Annotated in this window: 11 protein-coding genes; 10 read left to right on the top strand and 1 reads right to left on the bottom strand. The window is 45.2% G+C overall.

Annotated elements, in window-relative coordinates; all coding sequences use genetic code 11:
* Nucleotides 1–6: 6 nt before the first annotated feature.
* Both MUK70_RS29410 and MUK70_RS29405 read left to right on the top strand, forming a co-directional pair.
* A complete protein-coding gene (locus MUK70_RS29410) occupies nucleotides 7–933 on the top strand; it encodes a S66 peptidase family protein (protein WP_234657983.1) in 927 nt (308 codons plus the stop codon).
* A gap of 9 nt (nucleotides 934–942) precedes the next feature.
* Nucleotides 943–1,743, top strand: a complete 801-nt coding sequence (locus tag MUK70_RS29405) for an SDR family oxidoreductase (protein WP_234657982.1) — start codon at nucleotides 943–945, stop codon at nucleotides 1,741–1,743.
* Nucleotides 1,744–1,748: 5 nt separating this feature from the next.
* On the opposite strand, the gene MUK70_RS29400 is transcribed toward MUK70_RS29405, so the two are convergent.
* Nucleotides 1,749–3,077: an amidohydrolase gene (locus MUK70_RS29400; RefSeq protein WP_234657980.1), complete on the bottom strand. Its 1,329-nt coding sequence runs from the start codon at nucleotides 3,075–3,077 to the stop codon at nucleotides 1,749–1,751.
* A 466-nt stretch (nucleotides 3,078–3,543) separates the two neighbouring features.
* Here MUK70_RS29400 and MUK70_RS29395 point away from each other — a divergent pair, with 466 nt between their 5' ends.
* The 8 genes from MUK70_RS29395 (at nucleotide 3,544) to MUK70_RS29360 (ending at nucleotide 16,443) form a co-directional block, all read left to right on the top strand.
* Complete coding sequence (locus tag MUK70_RS29395) at nucleotides 3,544–4,911, top strand: carboxypeptidase-like regulatory domain-containing protein (protein WP_244784573.1); 1,368 nt, start codon at nucleotides 3,544–3,546, stop codon at nucleotides 4,909–4,911.
* Between the two features lie 31 nt (nucleotides 4,912–4,942).
* Nucleotides 4,943–6,787, top strand: a complete 1,845-nt coding sequence (locus MUK70_RS29390; protein ID WP_244784863.1) for a TonB-dependent receptor domain-containing protein — start codon at nucleotides 4,943–4,945, stop codon at nucleotides 6,785–6,787.
* Nucleotides 6,788–6,795: 8 nt separating this feature from the next.
* Nucleotides 6,796–8,256: a SusD/RagB family nutrient-binding outer membrane lipoprotein gene (locus tag MUK70_RS29385; protein WP_234657976.1), complete on the top strand. Its 1,461-nt coding sequence runs from the start codon at nucleotides 6,796–6,798 to the stop codon at nucleotides 8,254–8,256.
* Between the two features lie 238 nt (nucleotides 8,257–8,494).
* A complete protein-coding gene (locus MUK70_RS29380; RefSeq protein WP_234657974.1) occupies nucleotides 8,495–11,650 on the top strand; it encodes a SusC/RagA family TonB-linked outer membrane protein in 3,156 nt (1,051 codons plus the stop codon).
* Between the two features lie 10 nt (nucleotides 11,651–11,660).
* Complete coding sequence (locus MUK70_RS29375) at nucleotides 11,661–13,235, top strand: SusD/RagB family nutrient-binding outer membrane lipoprotein (RefSeq protein ID WP_234657972.1); 1,575 nt, start codon at nucleotides 11,661–11,663, stop codon at nucleotides 13,233–13,235.
* A gap of 10 nt (nucleotides 13,236–13,245) precedes the next feature.
* The gene (locus MUK70_RS29370) at nucleotides 13,246–14,220 is read left to right on the top strand and encodes a DUF1735 domain-containing protein (protein ID WP_234657970.1); all 975 of its coding nucleotides are present in this window, start codon (nucleotides 13,246–13,248) and stop codon (nucleotides 14,218–14,220) included.
* A gap of 141 nt (nucleotides 14,221–14,361) precedes the next feature.
* Complete coding sequence (locus tag MUK70_RS29365; RefSeq protein ID WP_275975550.1) at nucleotides 14,362–15,606, top strand: pyridoxal phosphate-dependent aminotransferase; 1,245 nt, start codon at nucleotides 14,362–14,364, stop codon at nucleotides 15,604–15,606.
* Nucleotides 15,607–15,654: 48 nt separating this feature from the next.
* Entirely contained in the window at nucleotides 15,655–16,443 is a 789-nt protein-coding gene (locus tag MUK70_RS29360; protein WP_234657968.1) for a queuosine precursor transporter, read from the top strand.
* The last annotated feature ends 4 nt before the right edge of the window (nucleotides 16,444–16,447 follow it).

The raw sequence follows: 16,447 nt of genomic DNA, 5'->3' as shown, positions 1-16,447 counted from the left end.
CTTTTAATGAATAAAATCAAGCTCCCATCCTTCCTTAAACCGGGTGATAAAATTGGCATTGTAGCTCCGGCGAGCGTTTTGAATTATGATGACATTCTGCCGGGAATTGATATTTTCAAGAATGATTGGGGGCTTGAAGTAATTGAAGGACAGACTTTGAAAACGGCTTCGAACCAGTTTGCTGCCCCCGACAATGTGCGTCTCGCCGATCTGCAAACGATGCTGGATGACCCTTCCATTAAAGCCGTCATCGCAGCCCGCGGCGGTTATGGGTGTTCCCGGATTGTAGATCAGCTTAATTTCGATCAGTTTCTAAAAAACCCGAAATGGGTCGTAGGTTTCAGCGACCTTACCGTTATTCTTTCGCGGATATTGGGTTTGGGTTACGCCAGTTTGCATGCACCAATGGCGAAGTCAATCACGACAGACGGAGCCGAAATGGCCAAAGAATCGCTCAGGCAAATGCTGTTTGGCGAAATGCCGCATTATGCAGTAGAAACACATGAACTGAATAGATCTGGAACTGCAAATGCCGAGGTTGCGGGCGGCAACCTTTGTCTGCTGGCGCATCTGATCGGGACGGAAACGGACGTTGACACGGACGGAAAAATCCTTTTTATTGAAGACATTAACGAATATCTCTACAACCTGGACCGTATGATGATCCAGATGAAGCGGGCTGGTAAATTTGACAATCTGGCCGGTTTGATCGTAGGACAATTCACGGATATGAAGGATAATAGCAGTCCGACATTTGGTAAAACCTACTACGAAATCATTCACGAACACATTGCGGAGTTCGATTATCCGGTTTGTTTCAATTTCCCCGTGGGCCACGTTGGCGACAACCGCGCCATGGGCGTTGGAATGGAGGCTTTTCTGACTGTTACCCGCGAGGATGTTTCCTTTCATTTTGCACACCCTACTAGCTGATCATCCTTTATGGAGACATTTAAAAATAGAGTTGTGTGGGTCACTGGCGCATCTTCCGGGATCGGAGAGGCAGTAGCGCTTGCATTTGCCAAAGAAGGCGCCAGGCTTGTGCTCACTGCCCGGCGGGAACAAGAGTTGCAAAGAGTGAAACAACTGACCGGATTACCAGATGCTTCCATCCTGGTGCTTCCTATGGATGTTACCGAGTTTGACAAAGCCCAAGGCGCTGCCGAACAAGTGATTGCGTACTTTGGACGGATCGATATCATGGTTCACAATGCAGGTGTCAGCCAGCGCTCCTATGTGAATGATACCACGCTGGATGTTTATCAGAAACTGATGGATGTAAATTTTTTCAGCACCGTGGCGCTTACCAAGGCCGTTTTGCCCTACATGGTGCAGCAAAAAAGCGGGCATTTTATTGTAATCAGCAGCGTTGCCGGCAAAATCGGCACGATCATGCGATCGGGTTATAATGCAGCCAAGCATGCCCTTCATGGCTTTTATGATTCATTACGTGCTGAGGGTTACAATGATAACATCAAAGTGACGACGATTTGTCCGGGTTACATCCGCACTAACATTTCGCTGAATGCAATGGATGCTTCCGGAAGTAAATTTGGCAAAATGGATTCCAATCAAGTGAAAGGAATCCCGGCCGAAGAATGCGCCAAACGAATTCTGGACGCTGTGAGAAACGATAAAAAGGAAATTTACATTGGCGGCTTTAAAGAAGTTGCCGCCATATATTTAAAACGTTTTTTACCAAACCTGCTTTTTGATCAGGTGCGTAAGAACATTCCGGAATAACTGGTTTACTTGCTTTTCGCCTTCTTAACTTCGCTTGTTTTAGCCATTTGCAGATAATCCGTTGCCAGGCGGCTCAGCGAGCGAACACCTAGCACAAGGCTGCCTTCGTCTACATAAAAATCAGGCGTATGGTGCGGTGCCGCTTCCTCTATGGACTTCCCCTTCGGCATCCCACCCAGAAAAAAGAAGAATCCGGGGACTTTTTGCTGAAAATAGGAGAAATCTTCGGCACCGGTTTTTGCCGGGATTAATGACACATTGCCTTTCCCTGCCACATTATCAAGTGTCCCGATCATTTTCGCGGTTAACGCTTCATTGTTGAATGTCACGGGATACATTACATTGATATTCACCTTGGCAGATGCACCTGCGCTTTCCGCAATGTTGGTCGCGATCTCATTCATACGCTTGTGCACATGGGTATGCATGCCCTCGTCAAATGTGCGGATCGTGCCTATCATTTTTACGCTTTCCGGAATAATGTTCTGTCTTATGCCGCCATTCACCGCACCGACAGTCACCACTGCGGGCGCTTGCGTAAGATTAAGATTGCGGCTCACGATGGTCTGCAATCCCATAATGATCTGCGAAGAGGTTACAATCGGGTCCACGCCGGACCACGGATAGGCGCCGTGTGTCTGCTTTCCTTTCACATCAATGCTGAAAAAATCTACCGCTGCCATGGTTGCTCCCGGCTTGTAAGCGATCTTGCCAACTTCTATTAATGCATCAATATGTAGTCCGAAAATGGCTTCAACGGCTGGATTTTCGAGAACGCCCTCTTTAACCATTAATTTTGCACCGCCTTCCTCCCCTTCCGGCGCGCCCTCTTCGGCAGGCTGAAAAATAAACTTGATCGTTCCGGGGATTTCGTTTTTCATTCCAGCCAGCACTTCCGCAACGCCCATCAGGATTGCAACGTGCGTATCATGGCCGCAAGCATGCATTACGCCCGTTTTTTGACCGTTATAATCAACCGTTACATTCGACTTAAACGGCACATCCACACGTTCGGTAACGGGCAACCCGTCCATATCCGCTCTTAGCGCTACAACCGGACCCGGCTTCCCACCTTTTAGTAAACCCACGACCCCCGTATGTGCAATGCCTGTTTGCACTTCAATGCCCAGTTGTTTCAAATGACTCGCCACTTTTTCGGCCGTTTTGAATTCGCGGTTACCCAGCTCCGGGTTTTGGTGAAAATCGCGGCGCCATTCCACCAGCTTTTTTTCCAGCAACTGTGCCTTCTGATCGATTGAGGCCGACAAATTGGTCTGCGCTTCTGCGTGGAGAGCCAATAAAACAAGCGCGATTGGAAGTAATTTTCTAAGCATAAATGTAAGATTTAAGAACTTTAATTTATTAGAATAGTCCTATATATAGAGATCTTAGTTAACGGCTAGGAACGAATAAATTCTAGAAAAATTTAATTTAGATTCATTCTTATTTACTGATACGTATATGGATAGCGTACAACTAGTTTGCCTTTTACTAAATGTAAAACCACTTACCTGTAATGATACAAAAAAGTTAAAGAAAGCCCTGTATTGTTAACAAATATATAACAGTAACCGACTTTTGACAAAAATGGCACATTTAAAAAAATCGCAAAAAATGCCTAAATGCAGGTATAAAATTCGCCAAAAACACAGGGGATACCAAAGTATATTTTGAAAAATTGCAATTAAAAGGTTGTAATGGTTAAACTAACTATTATTTTTGCAACATTATGTTAACATAACAAATCTAACTCTTTTAACACGTATGAGGAAGACTCTATTAACCCTACTGGGATGCTTGATGCTATTGACAGCACAGGTTTTTGCCCAGGATCGCGCCGTGACTGGTAAAGTCAGCGCCGAAGACGGCTCCGCGCTGCCAGGTGTGAACATTTCTTTGAAAGGTACTAATCGCGGTACTACCACCAACGCCCAGGGAGAATTCTCGATTAATGCCGAATCGAATTCTACGCTGGTTTTTAGCTTTATCGGTTTCCAGACTCAGGAGGCCGCAGTAGGAAGTCAAACCACTATCAACATTTCTCTTAAGAATGATGTAAGCCAGTTACAGGAAGTTGTTGTAACGGCATTAGGCCAGGAAAGAAAAAGAAATGAGTTGGTTTACGCTGCCCAGCAGGTTAACGCAGAGCAGATCACGCAGGCACGTAACCCAAGTGTAATGAATGCACTGGCTGGTAAAGTGGCCGGTTTGGATATCAAAACCAACAATAACATGGGTGGATCTACCAGCGCGGTTATCCGTGGTTTTAAATCCATTACCGGTAACAACCAGGCGCTATGGGTTATCGATGGTGTGCCTGTATCCAATGCCAACACCAACACTTCTGATCAGCAGACAGGCCGCGCAGGAACTGACTACGGTAATGCCGCAGCGGATATCAACCCGGACAACATTGCTTCGGTTAACGTTTTGAAAGGTGCGGCTGCAACTGCATTGTACGGTTCACGTGCATCTAACGGTGTGATCCTGATCACTACCAAGCAAGGACGTAAAAACAGCTTTGACGTTGTTGTAAACAGCGGTGTTACCTGGGGTAAGATTGACAAATCGACTTTCGTAAAATACCAGAAAGAATATGGCGCAGGATACGATGGTGACGGCGCAAAAACACGTTTTTACCGTGGTAACCTGGGATCTGGCGAAGGAAATATCACATTGTTTGACGCTGATGCTTCTTACGGTCCTAGATTTGACCCAAGTGTAATGGTTTATCAGTGGGATGCACTAGATCCAAGTTCACCAAATTACCAGAAAATGACTCCATGGGTTGCTGCGGCAAACGGACCGGACAAATTTTATGAAACGGGTGTAAACTCTAACCAGAGCGTAAGTATCACAGGTGGTGGCGAAAACACTACATTTAAAGTTGGTTATACGAGAAATGATGAAAAAGGCGTGCTTCCAAACAGTAAATTGGGCAAAAACCTTTTCAATTTCTCAGCAACATTTGACTTGACGAAGAAACTTTCAGTTCAGGCCAATGCTAACTACTCACAAATCAAAGGTCTTGGTCGCTATGGAACGGGTTACGATGGTAAAAACCCTAACCAACAGTTCAGACAGTGGTTTCAGACCAACGTTGATTTGTTAGAACAAAAAGACGCTTATTTCCGAAACGAGCAGAATGTAACGTGGAACTGGGGCTAGCCCAACAAGACCATTTGACACAAACGGCCCGATCTACTCTGAAAACCCATATTATTCCCGTTACCAAAACTACTCGAACGACACACGTGATAACTTCTTCGGTTACGCACAGGCAGTTTACAAACTCGCTCCGTGGGTTGACATAACAGGTCGTTTTGCTTACAACGGAACACAGGATTTCCAGGAAGAAAGGATCGCATTTAACAGTTCCAGCCCAGCAGAATACAGCCGTTACAACAGAGGTTTCAATGAAACTAACCTGGATGTGATCGTTAATTTCCGCAAGGCGATCACAAAAGACATTAATTTTTCAGGTTTGGCGGGTGGAAGCATGCGCAGATCTAAGTTGAACGCGATCAGGGCTAAAACGAACGGTGGTATGGTTGTACCAGGACTTTATTCCCTGTTGAACTCTATCAACGCGATCGAAGCTCCGTCTGAAACTTACCAGCGCATTGGTGTGGATGGGATTTACGCACAGGCTTCATTTGGTTACAAAGATCTTATCAACCTTGACCTTACGGCAAGACAAGATAAATCTTCAACGCTGCCAAAAGACAACAACACCTATTTCTATCCTGCAATCGGTGCCAACTTCAACTTCTCAAACCTCCCAGGTCTGAAGTTTGATTGGTTCACAATGGGTAAACTGAGCGCAAACTACGCGGAAGTAGGTAATGATGCTCCCTGGGGAAGTGTATTGGACGTTTACGACAAGCCAACTGGTATCGGATCGACTCCATACTTTACATTGCGTAACACTAAAAACAACCCTAACCTGAAATCAGAGCGTACAAAAAGCTATGAATTCGGATTGGAAACAGCATTCCTGAACGATCGTGTAGGTTTTAACTTCACTTACTACCGTTCACAAACGCTTGATCAGGTCCTTCCTGTATCGGTCTCAGCTGCGACAGGATTTGCTTTCAAGTATATTAACTCAGGAGAAGTTCAAAACAAAGGTATCGAGATCTCTGCTTACGTAACGCCGATAAAAACTGCTGACTTCTCATGGACATTGAGCGCGAATTTTGCACGTAACAGAAATAAGGTTGTCAGCTTATATGAAGGTGTGACAAACGTTCCTGTTGCCACTTTGCAAGGTGGTGTTTCTCTGAATGCTGCTGTTGGACAACCATTTGGTATCATCCGTGGAACGAACTTCGAATATCATAAAGACAATGGTCAGAAAATAGTTCGCTCGAATGGTACGTACGCTGCAACTGCAAGTGCTGCCGAAATTATCGGAAACCCAAACCCGGACTGGATTGGTGGTATCAGCAACAATTTGAAATTCAAATCACTTTCATTGAGTTTCTTGCTGGATATTCGTCACGGCGGAGATGTATGGTCACTGGATCAATGGTATGGAGAAGGAACAGGTATGTATCCGATCACTGCCGGCTTGAACGAATTGGGTAACCCAAAAAGAGATCCTGCTTACAACTATGATAAGGATGGTAAAAGACTTGGTCTGACAGATCGCCCAGGTGGTGTGTTGTTCCCGGGTGTTAAGGCTGATGGTAGCCCTAACGACATCAGAGCTGAAAACTCCGATGGTAACGGAAACACGGCTTATGGTTATCCAACAAACCCTCCCCGTGCAATGTACATTTATGACGCGAGCTATATTAAGCTGAGAGAAGTTGCTTTGACTTACGCTTTGCCACAAGTTTTCGTTGAGAAACTGCGCGCTTTCAAAGGGGTTGACGTTTCACTTATCGGACGTAACCTTTGGATCATTCAAAAGAATATGGAATTCCAGGATCCGGAAGAAGGTTTGGGCTCCGGCTTGCTGAACGGTGCAGGCGGTTACCAGAGTGGTGCATATCCAGCGGTAAGAAGTTATGGTTTCAATGTTAAATTCCGTTTCTAAAATATAGTATGAAAAGATTAATCATTTTCTTTCTCCCGATCCTGCTGATGACCGCATGCGTCGACAGCCTGGACGACTACAATGTTGACCAGAAGCGCCCTTCGGAGGTGCCACCGGTGAATTTATTTTCCAATGCACTGAAGGGACTTGCGGATACACTTACAAGCCCTAACGTAAACGTGAACAACTATCGTTTGTACGTACAACACTGGGCAACAACCACTTATCTGGATGAGCCTCGTTACAACGTGACAGCGCGTATAGTTCCTCAGGCTTTCTGGCAAGGACTTTACAAAGGTGTAATTTCTGACCTGAATGAAGCACGCAGATTGCTGAATGCAGACGAGTTCATTGTTCCAGCGAACAGAGAGGTGCAATTGGCACAGATCGAAGTAGTTGAAATCATGGCCTGGGCTGCGCTTGTGAACACTTTTGGTAACATTCCGTATTCGGAATCTCTGAATCCGGATAACGTTCTTCCTAAGTATGACGATGCGAAAACAGTTTACGACGATTTGCTTGCCCGTCTGGACGTAGCAATTCCTAAGTTTAGCGCGGCGGGTGTAGGGTTTACAAATGGCGACTTGCTTTATGATGGCGACAAGGCACAATGGGCCAAGTTTTCAAATTCGTTGAAATTAAAACTGGCGATGATTATTGCGGACAGCGATCCTGCCAAAGCAAAAACACTTGTAGCACAAGCTGCGCCGAATGTATTCACTTCGAACAACGACAACGCGGCGTTCCCTTACATTGACACCCCGCCAAACTACAATGTGATCGCTCAAAATTTGAATCCATTGTATTCAAGCCGTCAGGATTTCGTAGCCTCGGCAACGATTATTAACCCAATGAACGATCTAAAAGACCCGAGACTTCCGGCATTCTTCACCACAGTTGATGGTAAATATGTTGGTGGCGCTTACGGATTTTCTAACACTTACTCTTCATTCTCTCACGTAGGAGACAACATCATCGAGCCGGATTTGGAAGGTTTGTTGCTGGATTATTCAGAAGTTGAGTTCTTGCTTGCGGAAGCAGCAGAAAGAGGTTTCATTACAGGTTCTGCTGCAACGCATTACAACAAAGCTGTTGGCGCTTCAATAGAATACTGGTTGAATAACATCGGCGCGCCGGCTGCAACAATCACTGCTGCAACAGCGGCCTACCTTGCTCAGCCAAAAGTGGCTTATGCAACAGCGGGAGCTAATTACAAAGAAAAAATCGGCTTCCAGAAATGGTTGGCATTGTATAACAGAGGATGGGAAGCATGGGTTGAATGGAGAAGATTGGATTATCCAAAATTGCTTCCTCCAACAGGTGGTAACGCCCCTGCCGGACTTGCTATTCCAGTTAGAATGATCTACCCGATCAACGAGCAAACACTGAATGGTGCTAATCGCGAATCGGCAGCAAGTGCAATCGGTGGCGACCTTGTAACGACTAAATTATGGTGGGATAAGTTTTAATTGAACTTACCGACATACAAAAAAAGGGGACAAAGTTTGTCCCCTTTTTTTGTGCCCGCCGTTTAAACACCTCATGAATTCACTTTAAATTCTGAAAAATAGCATCCTAGTAAAATTTAATATACAAATATTGCTCAACTAACAAATTTATATTCTGAAAATTTGTTGGTTTAATTGCAATTGTCAAAACAATAATTATTTTTACCGTAAGCATTATTGACTTAACAAACCTAACTTGATGAAAAAAACTCTACTGACCCTTTTGGGAGGGTTGCTGCTGCTCTGCAGTCAGGCTTTCGCCCAAAGCAGGGAAGTGACCGGGACGGTTACTTCCAAAGACGACGGATCGCCTCTTCCAGGCGTTTCCATTAGAATTGCCGGCAGTAACACCGGAACGCTTACAGATGACAGGGGCGACTACAGCATTAACGCACGCCCGGATCAAACACTCATTTTTTCATTTGTCGGTTTCCTCAACCAGGAACTGAAAGCACCTTCATCAGGCAAACTGGATGTGTCATTAACCCTTGATGAGCTTGCTTTGAACGAGGTGGTAATCACCGCCGGTGGTCTTACGGCACAACGCCGCGAGCTGGGCAACCAGTCCACCACTGTAAAAGCGCAGGACATTGTACAGGGTAAGCCTATCAGCGTCGCAGCCAGCCTCGCGGGCCGCGTGCCCGGTTTGCTGGTAATGGGTGTGAGCAGTGGGGTGAATCCTAATTATCGTTTAGTGTTACGCGGTAACCGTTCGCTGACCGGTAATAACCAGGCACTGGTCGTGATCGACAACATTATTTCCACAAACGACATTCTCGGTAATCTTAACCCCGAGGACATCGAAGACATTCAGGTTTTGAATGGTGCCGGAGCTGCCGCATTATACGGTTCGGATGCTTCCAATGGTGCCCTTATCGTTACCACTAAAAAAGGAAAATCAGGTGTAACGCAGTTCCGTGTTTCCAACACGACAACACTTGAAAAAGTAAGCTTTTTACCTCAGCTGCAAAACGGATTTGGATCCGGAACAACACCGGATGATGTGCCTTCATACACTCCGTACGAAAACCAACAATACGGACCAGCATTCGACGGTTCTATGGTGAACATTGGAAAGCCTTTGCAGGATGGCTCCATCCAACAAGTCCCTTATTCTTCACAAAATTTCCGTGAGGATTTTTGGAACACAGGCGTCGCCAACCAAACTGACCTAAGCGTTACTACAGGAGATGAAAAAGGCACATTCTACTTGTCCGCACAGTATTTTGATCAAAAGTCGACTGTTCCTTACGATAAGTATAAGCGTTATAGCGTCCGCGCCAATGTTGTTCGTCACATTTACAAAAATCTGACGGCCTCATTTAACACAAACTTCATTGCAGGTCGTACCGCACAAAGCAGTGCAACAGCAGCTGCTTATGAAAACCTTTTGATGTCGCCCGGCCAAGTTGATGTTACGAAGTATGAAGATTGGCAAAACAATCCATTTGCAAATCCAAATGGGTATTTCAACGAATATTACCATAACCCCTATTTTACCCTTTCAAACAACCGTTGGGATCAGCGGAACGACTATTTGCAGGGTAACATGGAATTAAAGTGGAACCCTGTTAAACCATTGACATTCACTTACCGCGTGGGTATGAGCGGTCGTAACCTGTCAGGAAAAGTTTACACAGGCAAATTCACCTTTACGGATTATACCAAAAGCATTTCCGGAAGCTCTAAGACAGACATTGCTGGAACGGTTGTCGATTATGCAGGTTACACAACGCAATTTGTAAACGACTTTTTGGCCGAATTCAGAACCAACCTGAGCCCGAATTTCAACTTGAATATTGCCTTGGGTACAACCGTTCGTGAGAATGCAACAAAAGCAATGGGTGTTGTGGCAAACGGATTGGTAATTGACGGACTTTACAATGTCGGTAACAGCTTGAACCCACCGATTGCAAACGAAGGGAATTATAAAGCACGCCAGATCGGTGTGTATGGCGAAGCCCGTCTTGGTTTCAAAGAATTCCTTTACCTGCACGTAACTGGTAGAAATGACTGGCGCTCAATCCTCGCGAAGGAAAACCGCTCCTTCTTCTATCCTTCTGCGGACATTTCATTCATCGCAAGCGATGCGATCCCCGGACTTTCAAATTCTGAATTCCTTGAAAGCTTGAAACTTCGTGCAGGTTATTCACAAGTTGGTCAGGTGAACCTGGGTAATAACAGGGATTTTGGTCCTATTCCTTTGAACAACCTTGGCGCTTACTCATTGAGCAGCACATTCTCGCAAGGTTTTGGTTACCCTTATACAAGCGGTGCCGGTTTTGTATTGGACAATACGCTTGTTTCGTCCGACCTGAAACCTGAGATCACAACCGGAATTGAAGGCGGTATCGACTTTGAATTCCGTCCGTGGAGCATTGGTGGTGGTATTACATATTATAAAACCAACACGGTGGACCAAACCATCACCGTTTTGATCCCGAATTCAACGGGTTATGGATTCTTAAGAACCAACATTGGAGAGGTTGAAAACAAGGGGATCGAAGCAACATTGCACATTACCCCGGTTAAAACTGCATCGGGACTGCGTGTCGAATTGGGGGCTAATTATACTTACAACCAGAATGAAGTGCTTTCCCTTTCTGCACAATCTAACGAGTTAAGTGTTGGTTCTTCCGGTACTCCTGCAAAGGTTATTGCAAAAGTAGGCTCTCCTTTTCCGCTTCTGCAGGTAACGGATTACAGACGCGACGATCAGGGGAGAATCATTGTTGATGCAAAAACGGGTTATCCTTCGACAGATGGTACATACCATGATGTAGGCATCACCAACCCGCCGCACATCCTCGGCGTAAATGGAGGTATCACCTTCAAAAAGTTAAGACTAAACCTGCTGTTTGAGTATCGCAACGGACATTATATCTACAATTCCGTTTCCGGAGGATTTGACTTTTCTGGTGCTGGAGTTCGCACAGGGTGGTACAACAGGGATCGTTTTGTGATTCCGAATTCCTCGTATGAGAATGCAGAAGGTGAATTTGTGGAGAATACCAACATTGCCGTAAGAAGCGGTGGCGCTGATTTCTGGACGGATGCAACCAGAAACAGGGACATTGGCCGGAATTTTACGAACTCGGCAGGTTTCTGGAAATTGCGTGAGGCATCCATCGGCTACGAGCTGCCCGCCGGATTGCTTGATAAAACAAAAGTGATCAAAGGTGCCAGCATCAGCGTTCAGGGAAGAAACCTCTTTATATGGGCTCCAAAATCAAACTTGTACACCGATCCTGAGTATAGCGCAAATGGTGCAGATAACAACGCTGTCGGATTTACCAGCCTTGGACAAACTCCGCCTGCACGTTACTTCGGTGGCACATTATCATTAACATTCTAATTAAACAATAATGAAAAGATATAACATCAGTTGGATGCTGGTACTGCTAATCACAGTCCTCTCATCTTGTAAAGATTATCTCGATATCAATACCAACCCTAACCAGGCAACAAGTGTGCAACCCCTGCTGGTTTTGCCCGCTGCCATTACCGGGACGGCTTCGGTATCGAACCAGTTTAACAGTTATGGTTTACATTTGGGTGGCTACATGGCCAATGCAGGTGGTTTTTCAGGTTTTGGTAATCTGTTCAACTACCAGATCATCCCGGCCGACTACAATGCACTATGGGTAAACACTTACGACAATTTGAACGATTACAAATATGTAATCGACCAGACAGAAGGCGACGATACCCAAGCTTATGCCAATGCAGTTGCAAATATTATGGTTGCATATAACTTCCAGAAATTGGTTGATGCATTCGGTGACGTGCCGTACACAGAAGCTTTGCAAAATAATGCAAACCTGACACCCAAATATGATGACGCAGCGACCATCTATCAGGATCTTGTAACAAGATTGGACGCAGCGATTGCCTTGACTGATGCAGCTGAGTTTCCGACCGCGTTGACCTCGTCTTCTGACCCTATGTTCGCAGGCGATATGACGAAATGGAAGAGATTTGCCAACACCATTAAACTGCGCATTCTGGTTCGCATTTCAGGTGTTGCATCACTTTCATCTTTTGTAACAACAAAATTTGCCGCGCTGGACAAAACGCTTGGATTTATTACCGACGACGCAATTGTTAACCCGGGATATGTAAAAGATAAGCCAAATCCAGTCTGGAACTCGTGGGGATATACTACAACCGGTACACTTGCCAACTCTTCCCGCATTCCGACCGAGTTTGCTTTCGGATTTTACAAAGGCCAAAAGCTGACGGACACCGGAAGAGGTAATGTCATCTACAAAAACTTTGAAACTAACACGCCGGTTAACCAGCTTGGAAACGAAGTAGATGCACCAACGATCATTACCAACTATTCGACCTGGTATACCGGCACGTTCAGCAGCGCTTCGAGCATTGGTAATGCCCTTGGAGTTTTGAAAGGTGCGGGTCAGGGACAAGTGTTGATGCTATTGGCAGAAGCTCAGTTTTTGCAAGCAGAGGCGAGATTGAAAGGCTTCATTACAGGCGACTATGCGGCAAGTTTTGATGCCGGCATCGCTGCATCTTTTACTTACCTGTACAAAGACGTGACTAATGTGGTTGCAGCGGGGAAGAATGTTACCAAAGACGTCGCTGGATACAAGGCCGAAAATGCAGCAAGCTATCTTGTGAACATTAAACTTGCTACAACAGCTGCTCAGCGTTTGGAAGCGATTATTACCCAAAAATGGATTGCAGTAAATATGATCAATTCAGAAGAAGGTTATAATGAATTCAGGAGAACGGGTTATCCAGTTACCCAGCCAAACGGCGATGGCTTCCAAAATATTGCTTCGTTGCTGTCAACCTCTACCCGCGCTGACAAATTGCCTTCAAGAATTCTTTATCCGACCTCCGAGCAATCGTACAATGCCGGCAATTACAGAGTGATTAACCCATTTACCGATTTGATCTTCTGGGATCCTAACTGAAAAATCTCATATGAAATATTCAATAAAAATCGCTGGCCTTTTCCTCTTCGGTGTGGCCATCACCTCCTGCCTGAAAGACGACATGAACCTGGATCCGGACACGTCGACGAATGTAGTAGAATTTAAAAATCCTTCTAGCTTCGTATCCCCTTCCGGCAGTACTTACTCGCTGTATACCCAAGCTTTTGACTTGGCCGAGGAGAATGATTATGCCGTTACAGTAAGTTATTCAGGTGCTAGTGTTGCTCCCGAAGATATACGGGTAACACTCGGTCTTGACACAGCTGCCATTACGCAGTATAATACTGAGCAGGAGACGCATTTTGACCTGATTACGCCCGATTTGTACACCATGCCAACAGAGGTAACCATACCAAAAGGGCAGCGTACAGCAACGGTGAACATAAAAGTGAGAAGCTCGAAATTTGATTTTAGCAAAGCTTATGTCTTGCCTATATCAATCGTGTCTGCATCCACTGGAACGGTAAGTGGTAATTTTGGGACAATTCTGCTGAGCCTGAATGCGAAAAACAAGTACGATGGCAATTACACAGTGACTGCCACCGATCCAATGGTTGATAAAGTAAACCCACTGATAACCGGCTATTACCCTATCAATTCGGATCTTCATACGACGGGTGCAAATTCTGTCGTGATGTACAGCATTTCCTACCTGGACGGATTGGAAGGACACCCGATTAAAAGCAAGAATGCAGAAACCGGTGCGATCTCCGATTCATATTATGGAAGTTTCGCCCCTGTTTTTACCATGGACGCAACCGGAAAAGTGATAAGTGTGACCAACTTTTACGGCCAGCCTGCCGGTAATGGAAGGTCTGCAAGACTTGATCCAACCGGTGTTAACAAATTCACAATCAATGCAGACGGCAGTAAAGTGCTGGAAGTAAAATATGTGATGCAACAAGCTGGACCGACTGATAGAACATTCTTTAGCGAAAAATGGACATTCAAAGCACCCCGATAATGCACTTCCTTATTACGTAATAGTTTGAGATTAGCTGGCCTGCCTCAGGCCAGCTAATTTTTTTATAGATAATGTTGCTGCCTCATATAGGACGTTTTACAATTGATTTTTTAACTTTGATGGTTATCCTATCTGAAATCAATGGAATTCTTAAAAAGCCAGCGCCTGAACAATCTTAAATATGAGATTCGCGGCGCTACGTATCAAAAAGCATTGGAACTGGAAAGCCTGGGTTATAAAATCCATAACCTGAACATTGGTAATCCAGCCCCATTCGGATTTGACTCGCCGGATGAGATTGTTCACGATATCATCATGAATCTCCGCAATGCGCAGGGCTATTCAGATTCCAGGGGATTGTTCGCAGCCAGAAAAGCTGTTATGCATTACACCCAAACAATTGGTATTCAGGATGTTGAAATCAACGATATCTTCATTGGGAACGGCGTAAGCGAGCTGATCCTGCTTTCCATGCAGGCGTTGCTGAATTCGGGAGACGAAATATTGGTCCCATCTCCGGATTACCCGCTCTGGACGGCCGCCATCGCATTAAGCGGAGGCACACCCGTACATTACGTATGTGATGAACAGGCCGACTGGAATCCTGATCTGGATGATATGGAAAAGAAGATCACGTCAAAAACAAAAGGCATTGTCCTCATTAATCCAAACAACCCTACGGGCGCTGTTTACGAAAAGGACGTTTTGACCCGCATTGCCAAAATTGCAGAAGAACATGGTCTCATCATTTTTTCCGATGAGATTTACGATAAAATCCTTTACGACGGCGCGGTGCACTATCCCATGGGCTCGCTTGTAACGGAAACGCTATGTGTGACTTATGGCGGGCTTTCTAAAAATTACCGTTCTGCTGGTTTCCGCGGCGGATGGATGATCCTGAGCGGCGCCAAACAAAAAGCCAAATCCTATCTGGAAGGCATTCTCTTGCTCGCAAGCATGCGCCTGTGTGCTAATGTGCCGACGCAATATGCCATTCAGACCGCATTAGGAGGTTACCAGAGCATTAAAGAACTGGTTGTTCCAACGGGCAGGTTGCACAAGCAAATGAACCTGGTTTACGATCGTCTTACTTCCATTCCGGGTATTACGTGCGTAAAACCCAAAGGCTCGTTGTATGTTTTCCCAAAAATTGATCTGAAAAAATTTGGGTTAAAAACAGACGAACAGTTTGTCTATGACCTTTTAAGCGATCAAAAAGTGCTTGTGGTGGCGGGAACGGGTTTTAATTATATTTCCGATGATCATTTCAGGATTGTGTTTTTACCAACGATCGATGAACTGAACCAGGCCATGGATAAAATTGAATTCTTCCTTGAAAATCACCGGATCCTGTCAACCCGTACTGTGGAAGATGTGATCGCCTGAGCAGCAGACCATGTAACCGATCCTTATCAGCCGTTATTGCCAAAATAAATGACCATCGAAAATACCAGTGTCCAGGAAGCAAAACGGCAACGTTTGTTTTTGCTGCTTTGTGGGATATTTTTAACCAATGCATTGATCGCAGAGATCATTGGCGGTAAAATATTTTCGGTAGAAACATTGCTCGGGATTCCGCCGGCGCAATTGCTCATAGGCGGCCAAAGGCTTGACTTCAATATGACAGCTGGCGTCATAAATTGGCCGGTCGTTTTTGTAACTTCTGATATTATTAATGAATATTTTGGAAGAAAAGGCGTAAAACGCATTTCCTTTCTTACGGCTTGCTTCATTGCCTACACTTTTATTACAATTCTTGTTGCCACATTATTGCCGCCTGCCCAATTTTGGCTGGACATCAACAACACCGACAAAGCAGGGAATGTATTTAACATTAATGATGCATTTTCGAAGATCTTCAATCAGGGATTAGGCATCATGATCGGTTCGATCGTGGCGTTCTTATTGGGCCAACTATTGGATGTGGCCGTTTTTTCGTGGTTAAGGAGAAAAACAGGAAGCAAATTTATCTGGCTGCGTGCAACCGGATCAACGATGTTTTCTCAGCTCATCGACAGTTTTGTTGTCATAACCATTGCGTTTTATGTCTTCGGGAACTGGGACCTGAACCAGGTTTTCTCCGTTGGGACAATTAACTATTTATACAAAGGTCTTGTCGCGATCCTGCTCACGCCCCTGCTTTACGTAGCGCATTATTTTATAGACAACTATTTGGGCAAAGCGTATGCAGAAGAGCTCTCACACAAAGCCGCGCATGAGTAAAGGT

It is taken from the genome of Dyadobacter chenwenxiniae (assembly GCF_022869785.1).
GTDB classification, from domain to species: Bacteria; Bacteroidota; Bacteroidia; order Cytophagales; family Spirosomataceae; genus Dyadobacter; species Dyadobacter chenwenxiniae.
This window is presented reverse-complemented; position numbering and strand designations above follow the sequence as displayed.

What these genes read in the sequence shown, in the direction of transcription:
- MUK70_RS29410 (WP_234657983.1), top strand. Translation starts at nt 7, where the DNA reads ATGAATAAAATCAAGCTCCCATCCTTCCTTAAACCGGGTGATAAAATT.
- MUK70_RS29405 (WP_234657982.1), top strand. Translation starts at nt 943, where the DNA reads ATGGAGACATTTAAAAATAGAGTTGTGTGGGTCACTGGCGCATCTTCC.
- MUK70_RS29400 (WP_234657980.1), bottom strand. Translation starts at nt 3,077, where the DNA reads ATGCTTAGAAAATTACTTCCAATCGCGCTTGTTTTATTGGCTCTCCAC.
- MUK70_RS29395 (WP_244784573.1), top strand. Translation starts at nt 3,544, where the DNA reads ATGCTATTGACAGCACAGGTTTTTGCCCAGGATCGCGCCGTGACTGGT.
- MUK70_RS29385 (WP_234657976.1), top strand. Translation starts at nt 6,796, where the DNA reads ATGAAAAGATTAATCATTTTCTTTCTCCCGATCCTGCTGATGACCGCA.
- MUK70_RS29380 (WP_234657974.1), top strand. Translation starts at nt 8,495, where the DNA reads ATGAAAAAAACTCTACTGACCCTTTTGGGAGGGTTGCTGCTGCTCTGC.
- MUK70_RS29375 (WP_234657972.1), top strand. Translation starts at nt 11,661, where the DNA reads ATGAAAAGATATAACATCAGTTGGATGCTGGTACTGCTAATCACAGTC.
- MUK70_RS29370 (WP_234657970.1), top strand. Translation starts at nt 13,246, where the DNA reads ATGAAATATTCAATAAAAATCGCTGGCCTTTTCCTCTTCGGTGTGGCC.
- MUK70_RS29365 (WP_275975550.1), top strand. Translation starts at nt 14,362, where the DNA reads ATGGAATTCTTAAAAAGCCAGCGCCTGAACAATCTTAAATATGAGATT.
- MUK70_RS29360 (WP_234657968.1), top strand. Translation starts at nt 15,655, where the DNA reads ATGACCATCGAAAATACCAGTGTCCAGGAAGCAAAACGGCAACGTTTG.